The following is a 13,551-nucleotide window of genomic DNA, read 5'->3' as shown; positions in this document are numbered from 1 at the left end:
TAAGATGCGGTGCGAATGCACTGCATTTTGCTTGTCTTGAACATTAATGGTATAATATGAGAGAAAAAGAGGTAACTATGTCATTTAAAGATTATAATTTTAAGGAATACATCCAAAAGGCCTTGGATGCTATTCATTTTACAGAGCCAACAGAAGTTCAAAAACGCCTTATTCCTGTTGTCAAATCAGGGCGTGACTTGGTTGGGGAATCAAAAACAGGTTCAGGGAAAACACACACCTTTTTACTGCCTATTTTTGAACAACTCAATGAGGATAGTCAATCTGTCCAAGTGGTCATTACGGCGCCAAGTCGTGAGCTTGCAAGTCAAATTTTTGCAGCCGCCAAACAACTTGCTAGCTATTCTAATAAGGAAATCAGATTAGCCAACTATGTTGGAGGTACAGATAAATTACGTCAAATTGAAAAATTAAAGGTTTCACAACCACATATTGTTGTTGGAACACCTGGGCGTATTTATGATTTGGTTAAATCAGGGGATTTAGGAATTCATAAAGCAAGAACTTTTGTTGTGGATGAAGCTGATATGACACTTGATATGGGCTTTTTGGATACTGTTGATAAGATTGCTTCATCACTTCCAAAAGAAGTGCAAATTCTTGTCTTTTCAGCAACCATTCCTAAGAAATTACAGCCATTCTTGAAAAAATATTTGACCAATCCTTTGATTGAACAAATTAAGACAGAAACTGTCATTGCTGACACCATTGACAACTGGTTAGTGTCAACAAAAGGCCGTGATAAAAATGGTCAGATTTTTAACATCTTGAAAACCATGCAGCCTTATTTAGCAATGATTTTTGTTAACACTAAAGAAAGAGCTGATGAGTTGCATGCTTTCCTAGTGGCAAATGGTTTGCGTGTTGCAAAAATACATGGCGGTGTTCCTCCACGTGAACGCAAACGCATCATGAATCAGGTGAAGAAACTTGATTTTGAATACATTGTAGCAACTGATTTGGCTGCGCGTGGTATTGATATTGAAGGGGTTAGTCATGTAATCAATGATGCTATTCCTCAGGATCTTTCATTCTTTGTGCACCGTGTTGGTCGTACTGGGCGTAATGGTCTCACAGGCACAGCTATTACTCTTTATCAGCCAAGTGATGATTCTGATATCAAGGAACTTGAGAAAATGGGCATCGCCTTTGTTCCTAAAGTCCTAAAAGATGGTGAGTTTCAGGATACTTATGATCGTGATCGCCGTAATAGTCGTGAAAAATCATATCAGAAATTAGACACTGAAATGATTGGTCTGGTTAAAAAGAAAAAGAAAAAGGTTAAACCAGCTTATAAGAAGAAAATTCAGTGGGTTGTTGATGAAAAACGTCGTAAAGAACGTCGTTCAGAAAACAAAGCGCGTGGAAGAGCAGAACGTAAAGCTAGAAAACAAAGTTTTTAAACTCTTAAGCTTCTGATGAGTTAATCAGGAGCTTTTTGGTACATTTTCAGTGTGATAGGCTTTACTAATGAGTGTGATAATAAAAAAATATTATTCAGTAGGCTCGAATTTTGTTATGATAGTAGCTACATCTTTATGTAAAAAAATCAGAAAATAATAATCTCTTAGGGGCCTTTAAGCTGATATGCTTAGGCTTTGGAAGCAGAATTGTTTACACATTTTAAGACTAGTGCTAAACTAAAAGAATCTAGCACTTTAAGGAGAAATTATGTCAGTCTACACTTTAGCAAGTGGTTGGAATTGGTACGAAAAGCTTGTTGACCATATTCCAGAAGGAAGTCTTTTTAGTTGGAAAGCTGTATTTGATGCTATTCCAGATATTTTGCAACGCTTACCAATTACTTTGTTTTTAACAGTTGTTGGCGCTGTACTTGGCCTATTCTTAGCTCTTATTTTTGCCATTGTAAAGATTAATCGCGTAAAGATTCTATATCCTATTCAAGCTGTTATGGTTAGTTTTTTACGTGGAACACCGATTTTAGTGCAATTGATGCTAACTTATTATGGCATTCCTTTATTCTTAAAATACCTCAATGTTAAGTATGGCTTTAACTGGAATATTAATGCTATTCCCGCTTCGGTATTTGCTATTATGGCTTTTGCTTTTAATGAGGCGGCATATACTAGTGAAACAATTAGAGCAGCAATCTTATCTGTTAATAGTGGGGAAGTTGAAGCAGCTAAAAGTTTAGGAATGACAGCTAGACAAGTTTATCAGCGTGTTATCATTCCAAATGCGGCTGTAGTAGCGACGCCGACCTTAATTAATGGTTTGATAGGTCTTACCAAGGGCACATCATTAGCCTTTAACGCGGGAATTGTTGAAATGTTTGCACAAGCACAAATTCTAGGAGGTGCTGATTACCGCTATTTTGAGCGCTATATTTCGGTAGCTTTGATTTATTGGTTTATTAGTATTTTGATTGAACAATTGGGCCGCTTCATTGAAAATAAAATGGCAATTCAAAGCCCTGAAAATCAACTCGATACAAAGATTGGAGACTTACGCTAATGATAGAGATTTCCCATTTAAGTAAACATTTTTCAGGTCAAAAGGTATTAGATGATTTAAGTTTGACCATTGAAAAAGGAGAGGTTATTGCCTTAGTTGGAGCGTCAGGTGCTGGCAAGTCAACCTTTTTACGCAGTATGAATTATCTTGAAAAACCTGACAAAGGCTCTATCAAAATTGATGACTTCTTTGTTGATTTTGAGACAATTAAATCAGAAGAGGTTTTGATTCTTAGACGTAAATTAGCCATGGTTTTTCAACAGTTCAATCTTTTTGAGCGTAAAACAGCTTTGGAAAACGTCAAAGAAGGTTTGATTGTTGTTAAAAAGATGAGCAATCAAGAGGCGACTGCAATTGCTAAACTGCAATTGGCAAAAGTAGGCTTATCAGATCGTGAAAATCATTACCCCCGCCATCTCTCTGGTGGGCAAAAACAGAGGGTTGCCTTGGCTAGAGCACTGGCCATGCAACCAGATGTTCTTTTATTAGATGAACCAACATCTGCGTTAGATCCGGAATTGGTTGGTGAAGTTGAAAAATCAATTGCTGATGCCGCTAAAACGGGTCAAACAATGGTTTTGGTTAGTCATGATATGCATTTTGTTGAGCAAGTTGCTGATCGTGTGTTGTTTCTTGACAATGGAAGTATTTTAGAAGAAGGTACGGCTGATCAGATTTTTAACCATCCTAGAGAAGTCAGAACAAAAGAATTTTTCAACAAGTACTCAAAATCATATATTTAATAGATGACTTTTGATATAATAAAAGGGTCTGGGATTATCCTAGACTTTTCTTGTTGACACTATTAGCAAGGAAAAAGAATGAAATGAATGGGTGGCAAGATGTTTGCAGAATTAATGACGATTTATCTTCAAGGCTTACTCTTTTCAACAATAACAGTCTTGAGTATTTGTGGCTTTTGGATTTTCTTTCGAGCGAAACGTAAATTAGATAAAACAGCTTCAGAAAGACAACATTTTTTATATGAGATGATCATGATTGCTCTTTTATTGATACCTGTTTTGTCATTTGCCTTTATGAGTATCTTGATTGTGTTGAAGTCGTAAACATTGCAATAAAAAGCTGACATTGGTAAAATGATGTCAATTAGTAACAAAGGAGAAAAACCAAGCATGTATGATACATTAATAGTAGGTTCAGGTCCTGCTGGAATGACAGCGGCTTTATATGCTGCTCGTAGTAATTTAAAAGTAGCTATTATTGAGCAAGGAGCACCGGGTGGTCAAATGAATAATACTTCTGAGATCGAAAACTATCCTGGTTATGATCATATTTCAGGTCCAGAATTGTCGATGAAGATGTTTGAACCACTTGAAAAATTTGAGGTTGAGCATATCTATGGTATTGTTCAATCTGTTGAAGATATGGGCCATTTTAAGCGTGTAACAACAGAAGATCAATCCTTTGATGCCAAAACGATTATTGTTGCTACAGGTGCTAAATACAAGCTTCTAGGTGTTAAAGGTGAAGAGGAATTCACAAGCCGTGGCGTTTCTTACTGTGCGGTTTGTGATGGGGCGTTTTTCCGTAATCAAGACCTCTTGGTTGTTGGAGGTGGTGATTCTGCCGTTGAAGAAGCAATTTACCTGACTCAATTTGCTAAAAGTGTTACAGTTGTTCATCGCCGTGACCAATTAAGAGCTCAGAAAATTCTACAAGACCGTGCCTTTGCCAATGAAAAAATAACATTTATTTGGGATTCAGTAGTAGAAGAAATTAAAGGCGATGCCATCAAGGTATCTGAAGTAGCTATTAAAAATGTGAAAACGGAAGAAGTGACCAATCATGCTTTTGGTGGTGTTTTCATTTATGTGGGAATGATTCCTGTAACCAGCATGGTTCAGAATTTGGGGATTTGTGATGTAGAAGGTTGGATTGAAACAGATAGCCACATGAAAACAAGTGTTCCTGGTATATTTGCCATTGGTGATGTAAGGCAAAAAGATTTGCGTCAAATTACAACTGCAGTTGGAGATGGTGCCATTGCAGGTCAAGGTGTTTATCATTTTATTGAAAATATGGTATAATATTAAAAATAAGATCAAAACATGACCTGTTTTGGTCTTTTTAGCAGGCTCAAATGAGCCGTATTGCAAATATTCTGAAAAAAGGGTATAATAACACATATTTTATTGAATGGAGTTTATAATGTCAAACCATAAAACAGACGAAAATACCGAACTAGAAAATGGTATGGTCAGAGGTCTTGAAAATCGTCATGTTCAATTGATTGCTATTGCAGGAACAATTGGAACAGGCTTATTTTTAGGAGCTGGTCGTGCGATTTCCTTAACAGGTCCTTCTATTTTATTAGTTTATATCATCACTGGATTTTTCATGTTTATGATGATGCGTGCCATCGGAGAAATGCTGTATTTTGATCCAGACCAACACACCTTTATTAACTTCATTACCAAGTATATTGGCCCAGGTTGGGGCTATTTTTCAGGGCTTTCCTACTGGATTTCCTTGATATTTATTGGAATGGCTGATATAACAGCAGTTGGAACTTACGTTCAATACTGGTTTCCTAACTGGCATTCCTGGTTAATTCAATTGGTTTTCTTAGTTATTTTGTCATCCATTAACCTTATTGCAGTTCGTATTTTTGGTGAAACCGAATTTTGGTTTGCCATGATTAAAATTGTTGCTATTGTTGCTTTGATTGCTACGGCAATTTTTATGGTTTTAACTGGTTTTGAAACGCCTACTGGTCACGCCAGTCTGATGAATTTATCAAGTAAGTTTGAATTTTTCCCAAATGGCAAATTGAAATTCTTAATGGGTTTCCAAATGGTATTCTTTGCTTATCAAGCAATTGAGTTTGTTGGTATCACAACATCAGAAACGGCAAATCCAAGACAAGTTTTACCAAAAGCTATTAAAGATATTCCAGTTCGTATTGTTATTTTTTACGTTGGTTCTTTAATTTCGATTATGGCTATTGTGCCATGGCATCAATTACCGATTGATAAATCTCCATTTGTTATGGTTTTTCAACTTTTGGGAATTAAGTGGGCAGCTGCCTTGATTAACTTTGTTGTCTTAACATCATCAGCGTCAGCATTGAACTCAGTTTTATATTCAACAGGACGACATCTGTATCAGTTAGCTAATGAAAATTCAAACAAATTAACGAATAACTTGAAATTAAATACGTTATCCAAACAAGGTGTTCCAAGTAAAGCTATTATTTTCTCAGCCGTTATCGTTGGTATTTCAGCTATTATTAACGTCTTACCAGGTGTCTCTGATGCTTTCTCACTGATTGCAGCATCTTCATCAGGTGTTTACATTGCAATCTACGCCTTAACAATGGTAGCTCACTGGAAATACCGTCAGTCAAGTGACTTTATGCAAGATGGCTTTTTAATGCCTTACTACAAACTTGCTACACCATTAACCTTAATCTTCTTTGCATTTGTTTTTGTATCATTGTTCCTACAGGAATCAACTTATATTGGAGCAATTTGGGCAAGCATCTGGATCATAGTATTTGGTATCTATTGTAATAGACGTTTTAAACTAGTGGTTAAAAATTAAGATTGGGATTATTAATCATGTGATTGCTATAAGCTTTACTATTGTTTCCTTTATAAATCAATAAGGACTGAGCGTTTAAACTCAGTCCTTATTATTATTGTTCATCTAAAGGTACAGGAGCGTACATTTGGAAATAAGCATTAACTTCAGAAATAACTTGGTCTTTGATGACGTCAGTTGTTTTCATTTTAAAATCTTTCAAGGTTTTCTTAAAATCTTTCTCAGGGAACAGCTCTAGATACAATTGTGAATAAAATTCATCGAGTCCTTGTGTTTGTAGAAATCCTAAAAGTTCTTGGTACCCAGGTTTATTAAGAACTTCCAAAAATTCTGTATCTAAATCAGTAGACTGATCAGCCTTGACAATTTGTATTGGGCTTGTCAGGAATGCTCCTGATAATGCTAAAGTTGCCATGATAGAGAGTGTAAATTTTTTCATATGACTATCCTCCAATTTTGTTTTTAGAAACCAACAATAATATTGTAATCGATTTCAATATTATTTTACTTTATTTTCTATCCTTGGTCAAATATTTTGTTAATAAATTAGGAAAAAATGGTACAAAGTTTAAAATTGGAGATAAAATAAAATATTTCCCAGCTTAAAATTGACTACCTTGTTTTTAAATTGATAGTGATTTAATAGATAGTGTTAGTTTAAAAAATGCTGATTTGCTAAATTTCAAGTCCAAGTTAGCCAGCGGTTAAAAACTCTTTAGGAGATTTGTAGTCTAATATTTTCTTAGGATAGTTGTTTATCCAATTTTCAATGAATGCGACCTCTCTTTGGGTCGTTTTCTTTGTTCCTTTAGGTAACCATCTTCTGATCAGTCTGTTGTGGTTCTCATTCGTTCCCCTTTCCCAGGAAGCGTAGGGATGTGCGTAGTAGATATCTTCTTTTGGAAAGACAAGAGAAAGTCTGTTGAATTCAGTTCCGTTATCAGCTGTAATAGAGTGAATAGAGTGAGTCTTTACTATACTTTCTAAGGCATGATTGACCGACTGAGCAGACTTATCCGGAATGAGTCTGATAATCTGGTGACGACTACGGCGGTCTGTTAGAGTTAGTAGACATTCATTCTTAGCCCTTGTTAGAATGACCGTATCAATTTCATAATGCCCATTTTCAAGTCTACGATTAATCGCATCAGGTCTTTTCTCAATGAATTGACCAGCAGGTTTGAAACGAGGGCTAGCCTTCTTTGATTTTCCCTTTCTTTTCCTTGGATACAAGATGTGATCAGAATGGATGCCAAGGTGTCCGTTATGAATCCAATAATAGATGGTTGAAACAGGAACAGCTATCCCTTTCGACTTCACCATCATTTCAGGTGAAAAGTTCTGCCTCATATAGTGCAGAATCCTCTCTTTCGTATCTTTATCCAAGCCAATAGAACGAATAGAATTTCGTCGTTTATTCTCATAGCTAGCTTGAGCGTAGTCAGCTTGATAAATCATTTCAAATTTACCTTTACGAATTTGTTGTCTGACAAGTCCTCGTTTAACCTCATTATGAATGGTTTGAGGCGCTTTACCTAGCAAGTTAGCGATGGCTCTATTGGACTTTCCTTCTGACTTCCATTTCTCGATGAAGTAACGCTCAGCTATTGTCAAATGTTTTCCTTTTGGTGTATAATGTTCATGCATCTCAAAGTGTCCTATCTTGTGTTTGTGGTGAACTACAAGTATATCTCTTTGAGATGTTTTTTCATACCCTCAGATGGCTAACTTCATTTTAGAACTTTCTAAAAATGCTGATTTATCAACTGATTGAGTATTGAGTGCAAGCATAACAGCATTGAATAAAGAATATGTTATAATATTAACAATAATCCAAAGGAGTCATTAGTAATATGTATAAAGATGACAGTTTAACACTCCATACTGATTTATATCAGTTAAATATGATGCAAGTTTATTTTGAACAAGGAATACATACTAAAAAAGCAGTTTTTGAAGTTTATTTCCGTAAAGAACCATTTAGCAATGGCTATGCCGTTTTTGCCGGTTTAGAGAGAATTGTCACCTATCTAGAAAACTTAAGGTTTTCAGAAACAGATTTAGCTTATTTAAAAGATTTAGGCTACAACCAGGCATTTCTAACTTACCTTAAAGACTTGAAGCTTGAATTGACGGTTCGTTCAGCTAAAGAAGGGGATTTGGTTTTTGCTAATGAACCGATTGTTCAAATTGAAGGTCCACTAGGGCAATGTCAATTGGTTGAGACAGCTCTTTTGAATATTGTGAATTTCCAAACCCTCATTGCAACCAAGGCTGCGCGTATTCGTTCAGTGATTGAAGATGAACCCCTGCTAGAATTTGGAACAAGACGAGCTCAGGAAATGGATGCGGCGATTTGGGGAACCCGTGCTGCGGTGATTGGTGGGGCAAATGCAACTAGTAATGTTAGAGCTGGGAAACTTTTTGATATCCCAGTATCAGGTACCCATGCCCATGCCTTAGTACAAACTTATGGTAACGACTACCAAGCTTTTATGGCTTATGCAAAAACACATCAAGATTGTGTGTTTTTAGTAGATACTTATGATACCTTACGAGTGGGAGTTCCAAGTGCTATTAAAGTGGCTAAAGAATTGGGTGATAAAATCAATTTCCTAGGTGTTCGCTTAGACTCTGGAGATTTAGCTTACTTGTCAAAAAAAGTCCGTCAGCAGTTGGATGAAGCTGGGTTTACAGAAGCTAAAATTTATGCTTCAAACGATTTAGATGAACAAACCATTCTTAACCTCAAAATGCAAAAAGCAAAAATTGACGTTTGGGGTGTTGGAACCAAATTGATTACAGCTTATGATCAACCCGCTTTAGGAGCTGTTTATAAAATTGTTTCCATTGAAGACGATAAGGGACAAATGCAAGATACCATCAAACTATCTAACAATGCTGAGAAAGTATCAACTCCAGGTAAAAAACAAGTTTGGCGTATCACAAGCCGAGAAAAAGGCAAATCAGAAGGCGACTACATTACTTTTACAGATCTTGATGTCAATGCCTTGGATGAGATTGAAATGTTCCACCCCACTTACACTTATATCAATAAAACAGTAAGGGATTTTGATGCCGTTCCATTGTTGGTTGATATTTTTGATAATGGCAAATTGGTCTATCAATTACCAAGCCTGAAAGAGATTCAAGATTATGCACGACATGAATTTGATAGCCTTTGGGATGAATACAAACGAGTTCTCAACCCACAGGATTACCCAGTTGACTTAGCTCGAGATGTATGGCAGAACAAAATGAATCTAATTGAAAAAATTCGAAAACAAACATTGGGAAATGGAGAGCTAAAATGACATTGCAGTCACAAATTATTAAAGAATTAGGGGTTAAACCTAACATTAATCCTAACGAGGAGATTCGTCAGTCGATTGACTTTTTAAAAGCCTATTTACGAAAACACCCCTTCTTAAAAAGTTTGGTTCTAGGGATTTCAGGTGGTCAAGACTCCAGTTTGGCTGGCAAGTTGGCCCAAATGGCTATTGAAGAATTGCGCCAAGAAACAGGTGATGAGACTTATCAGTTTATTGCTATAAGACTGCCTTATGGCATCCAAGCAGATGAAGCAGATGCCCAAAAGGCCCTTGCATTTATTAAACCAGATCAGGTTTTAACCATCAATATTAAAGAAGCTGTTGATGGGCAAGTTGCTGCCTTATCACAGGCAGGAATTGCTGTTTCTGACTTCAATAAAGGTAATATTAAGGCGCGTCAACGCATGATTAGCCAGTACGCTGTCGCTGGACAGACAAGTGGTGCAGTCATTGGAACAGATCATGCTGCTGAAAACATCACAGCTTTCTTTACAAAATTTGGTGATGGGGGTGCTGATATTTTGCCACTTTTTAGACTTAATAAAAGGCAAGGTAAAGAACTTTTAAAAGAACTGAATGCTGATTCAAGTTTATATGAAAAAATACCAACAGCAGATTTAGAAGATAACAAACCTGGAATTGCTGACGAAGTTGCTCTTGGAGTTACTTATAATGATATTGATGATTACTTAGAAGGTAAAGAAGTCACTGACGAAGCAAAATCAAAGATTGAATCTTGGTGGTATAAAGGTGAACACAAGCGTCACTTACCAATAACTATTTTTGATGAGTTTTGGAAATAAACAGTAAAAACTTAGGCAAAGTAACACATCATCCATACAATACTAAAAGACTTCCTTTCTGTTTGATAGAAGAGGGAAGTTTTTTGATGCCTAAATAAGCTAGTGAAAGCTTATCAAAATCGCCAACTAATTTGAGAAAATCTAGATTTTTGCTTCTGTGACGAAGCATATAAAAGTAATATTATGGTGTAAACCAACTTGAGTAGGGGGTTTGCTTGTTTGCCAGAGAGGCTCTTCTAGGCTAACTGGAATAAAAAATATTAGATAGGCTTAAGATGATAAAAAAGAAAAGAATCAAAACATTGGAGGCAAACCTTATCAGTAATAGAAAATTTGCATCTTTAGAGATTGCCTAGTGTCTATACTCTTATAACTGCTGATATAATGGCACTTATAAGTTTTTTTCTTTTCCGAGAAAAAGAAAAAGATTGAAGAAAATGGTCCAAAAGGAACTTTTTCTTCAATCTGAATCGGAGCAAAACAATAGTCTCTCCAATTTGCTATTGTTTAGTTTCCGTTGTGAGCTTGTGAGCCACCGTTTCCGTTATTAGCATTGCCTCCGGCAGTATCAGGAGTTGCAGGAGTTGTGTTAGTAGATGGTGTTTGCTCATGTGCTGAAGTTGAACTTTCAGGAACACTTGATGCACTATTTGAACTTGCTGTAGTACTTGAAGAGCTACTATAAATATTATTATAAACAGAGCTACTATTTGTATTGTTTGTTGTGTATGTGCCACCACTTAGATAAAGCATACCACCACTACGGTAGAGACCACTTGGCATTACCCAGTCTTCACTATAGCCGTCTGTTAAATAATACATCATGCTTTGATAAATTTCAGAAGCAATGGTTAAGCCGTTGCCATAGACAGGCGTTAGGCGATTTTTGTAACCTGTCCACACAGCCATGGCGTATTTATTAGTATAACCAACAAAGTTTTCATCAGGAGCCATTGTACCAACGTAATCAGTATAAAGCCCTAATTCACTACCAATCACAGCTAATTCTTCATCGGTGTAGTTAGATGTACCAGTTTTACCGGCTTGAGCGACACCAGGAATTTGAGCAGCAGTACCAGTCCCATATGTTAAAACAGTTTTAAGCATATCTGTCATCATATAGGCAGTTGTTTCTTTCATTGCTCGACTGCCTTTATTTTCAATAGTATGGGTTGTGCCATCACTAAATTCAATTTTGTTAACATACTGTGGTTTATAATAGATACCACCATTTGAGAAAGCGGCATAAGCTGATGCCATTTTTTCACTACTTGCACCATATTTTTCATCAGAACTACTGTGATTACTTGAAATAGCATTTGAATAATTCATTTCTGGGTAGTTGATACCAAGACCGTTTAAAAATGATTTAGCATAATCTAAGCCTGATGCCTCCAATGCTCTTACAGCAGGAACGTTCCGAGATTGCATAATGGCAGTTTGGATGGTCATCCATCCATAGTACCTGCGGTCCCAGTTGAAGAGTTGAGTATTAGTACCAGGCCAGTAGTAGATAGCATCGTTTGTTGATTGAGCTGTCGAATTATAGGCACCGGATTCAATAGCGGGTGCGTAAGCTGAGATCGGTTTCATTGTTGAACCCCAGTCTCGGTCAGTTAAGACAGCTTGGTTAGTACCAAAAGAAACATTTTCATCTTGATGTCTTCCACCTAATTGAGCAAGAACATGTCCATTTGTAACCTCAACAATTGTTGAGGCTGCTTGGAAGTTGTCATCTGGATAATAAACATAATCATTAGTGTTATAAATATCGTAGAGGCGTTTTTGAACATTAGGTTCAAGGTTAGTGTAAACTTTAAGACCAGAAGTAAAGATGTCTTTGTTGGTTTCAGACTTAACTTGTTTGATAACCTGTTTCAAATAGTTATCCATGTATTTTGGATAGCTAGATGTTTTTTTCAATGTTTGCAATCCATCAGTTACTGGTGTTGCAATAGCTTGGTTATATTCTTCTTTAGTGATGTTCTTTTCAGAATACATTTGTTGAAGAACAAGGTTACGACGATTTTGTGCACCTTCAGGATTAACATATGGATCATATTGAGATGGTGCTTGAGGAATCCCAGCCAAGAGAGCTAATTGTGCAAAAGAAAGGTCTTTTAGGTCTTTGCCATAGTAAGACTTAGCAGCTGTTAACATCCCATAATTGCCATTCCCCATATAAACCTTGTTAATATAGAAGGTTAGAATTTCTTGTTTGGTGTATTTACGCTCCATTTGAAGAGACAACCACACTTCTTGAGCTTTACGTTTTAAAGTCTGATCAGATTCATTGGTTGAGAAATAAGCTAATTTAATTAACTGTTGGTCTAAGGTAGAGCCTCCTTGAGTGCTACTACTTGTTAAATTGTGGTAAGCAGCCCCAAGAATACGATAAAGATCGACACCGCGATGATTAAAGAAACGTTTGTCCTCAATAGAGGTAATGGCATTAACCAAGTTGATAGGGATACTATCAACTGTAACGTTTTCACGTTTTTCAGAGCCAAGGTCAGCAATTAGTTTATTGTGACTATCATAGATAAGACTTGAATTTGTTGATTTCAATTCATTTTCAGAAAGCTTAGGAGCACTCGCTATATAAAATGCAAAGAGTAGTCCACCGAAAACGATACAAAGAATGATAAGACCTAGTAGTGCACCAAATGAATACTTAAGCCATTTTTGAAGTGTTGGATTTTTGATTTTAATCACCGCCTAAAAAATTTTGTTCAATAATTTCTAAATAAGGAACTTGAGGAAAAGCTCCAATCATTATCTCAAAGCCATTTTTTCTGATATAATCGAGAGGCATTGATTTGTTTCCTTTATCTATAGCATAAAAGTCAATCAAAGCTTTGGCTGGAAGATAGTAAGTTTCTTTCAAAGTTGTAAAGTGTAAAAGGACAAAGCAGATACCCTTTTGTTCTAAGACAGAAGCCATGTGTTCAATTTGATGCAAATGAAAATTTTTCATTGGCATAGCTGTTTTTTGTTGAGTTTCCTTAGCTTCAAAGTCAATATAAAAACCTTTATAAACCCCAGAATAATCTGTGGTTGACGCATGCCTGAAATAGGCTTCTACGATTTTAGCACGACTTCTTTTAGGATAATCAACCTTAACAATTTGAACAGGTGTTGGCTTTTTATGAATAACAGCGATATGCCTTGATAAATAATAATCATTAGTAGCATTGATAGCTGCTTCAAAGGACATGCCCCGATTAGCAAAATCTACTTTAGCTGCTTTTGTCTTTGTTTGAATAGGGGTTGCTTTTTTTCCTTTAAGTTGATGAGGATAGTTGACCATGATACTCCTAACGTCAAGACTTAATGAAAAATTTAAGCAATATTATTAT

At 36.2% G+C, this 13,551-nt stretch carries 12 protein-coding genes; 8 read left to right on the top strand and 4 right to left on the bottom strand.

Translation table 11 applies throughout. The features are described from left to right. Nucleotides 1-77 precede the first annotated feature (77 nt). The 6 genes from Q9317_RS08270 (at nt 78) to Q9317_RS08245 (ending at nt 6,057) form a co-directional block, all read left to right on the top strand. Nucleotides 78-1,421 (top strand): DEAD/DEAH box helicase, encoded by a 1,344-nt coding sequence (locus Q9317_RS08270; protein ID WP_003101821.1) that lies wholly within the window; start codon nt 78-80, stop codon nt 1,419-1,421. A 268-nt stretch (nt 1,422-1,689) separates the two neighbouring features. Then, on the top strand, nt 1,690-2,493 hold the full coding sequence (locus tag Q9317_RS08265) for an amino acid ABC transporter permease (RefSeq protein WP_003101820.1): 804 nt from the start codon (nt 1,690-1,692) through the stop codon (nt 2,491-2,493). Next, a complete protein-coding gene (locus Q9317_RS08260; RefSeq protein ID WP_003101819.1) occupies nt 2,493-3,236 on the top strand; it encodes an amino acid ABC transporter ATP-binding protein in 744 nt (247 codons plus the stop codon). The genes Q9317_RS08265 and Q9317_RS08260 overlap by 1 nt, the downstream gene beginning before the upstream one ends. Before the next feature lie 99 nt (nt 3,237-3,335). Continuing rightward, nucleotides 3,336-3,560 (top strand): DUF4059 family protein, encoded by a 225-nt coding sequence (locus tag Q9317_RS08255; RefSeq protein ID WP_031239157.1) that lies wholly within the window; start codon nt 3,336-3,338, stop codon nt 3,558-3,560. 66 nt (nt 3,561-3,626) lie between these two features. Next, a complete protein-coding gene (gene trxB / locus Q9317_RS08250) occupies nt 3,627-4,541 on the top strand; it encodes a thioredoxin-disulfide reductase (RefSeq protein ID WP_003101813.1) in 915 nt (304 codons plus the stop codon). Between the two features lie 121 nt (nt 4,542-4,662). Continuing rightward, the gene (locus Q9317_RS08245) at nt 4,663-6,057 is read left to right on the top strand and encodes an amino acid permease (protein ID WP_121791538.1); all 1,395 of its coding nucleotides are present in this window, start codon (nt 4,663-4,665) and stop codon (nt 6,055-6,057) included. Nucleotides 6,058-6,151: 94 nt separating this feature from the next. Here the strand turns inward: Q9317_RS08245 and Q9317_RS08240 are convergent, their stop codons facing one another. Both Q9317_RS08240 and Q9317_RS08235 read right to left on the bottom strand, forming a co-directional pair. After that, entirely contained in the window at nt 6,152-6,496 is a 345-nt protein-coding gene (locus Q9317_RS08240; protein ID WP_003101809.1) for a hypothetical protein, read from the bottom strand. Between the two features lie 254 nt (nt 6,497-6,750). Further along, on the bottom strand, nt 6,751-7,704 hold the full coding sequence (locus tag Q9317_RS08235) for an IS30 family transposase (RefSeq protein ID WP_003101805.1): 954 nt from the start codon (nt 7,702-7,704) through the stop codon (nt 6,751-6,753). 206 nt (nt 7,705-7,910) lie between these two features. Between Q9317_RS08235 and Q9317_RS08230 the strand changes: the two genes are divergently transcribed. After that, complete coding sequence (locus tag Q9317_RS08230; RefSeq protein ID WP_003101803.1) at nt 7,911-9,371, top strand: nicotinate phosphoribosyltransferase; 1,461 nt, start codon at nt 7,911-7,913, stop codon at nt 9,369-9,371. Next, a complete protein-coding gene (gene nadE, locus Q9317_RS08225; RefSeq protein ID WP_003101802.1) occupies nt 9,368-10,192 on the top strand; it encodes an NAD(+) synthase in 825 nt (274 codons plus the stop codon). Before Q9317_RS08230 ends, nadE begins: the two co-directional genes overlap by 4 nt. A gap of 507 nt (nt 10,193-10,699) precedes the next feature. Here the strand turns inward: nadE and pbp1a are convergent. Both pbp1a and recU read right to left on the bottom strand, forming a co-directional pair. Next, the gene (gene pbp1a, locus Q9317_RS08220; protein ID WP_305981541.1) at nt 10,700-12,907 is read right to left on the bottom strand and encodes a penicillin-binding protein PBP1A; all 2,208 of its coding nucleotides are present in this window, start codon (nt 12,905-12,907) and stop codon (nt 10,700-10,702) included. Then, nucleotides 12,900-13,502, bottom strand: a complete 603-nt coding sequence (gene recU / locus Q9317_RS08215) for a Holliday junction resolvase RecU (RefSeq protein ID WP_003101791.1) — start codon at nt 13,500-13,502, stop codon at nt 12,900-12,902. The genes pbp1a and recU overlap by 8 nt, the downstream gene beginning before the upstream one ends. Nucleotides 13,503-13,551 lie beyond the last annotated feature (49 nt).

It is taken from the genome of Streptococcus iniae (assembly GCF_030732225.1).
GTDB lineage: Bacteria > Bacillota > Bacilli > Lactobacillales > Streptococcaceae > Streptococcus > Streptococcus iniae.
The sequence above is the reverse complement of the archived record's forward strand: the minus strand, read 5'-3'. Positions and strand labels throughout refer to the sequence as shown.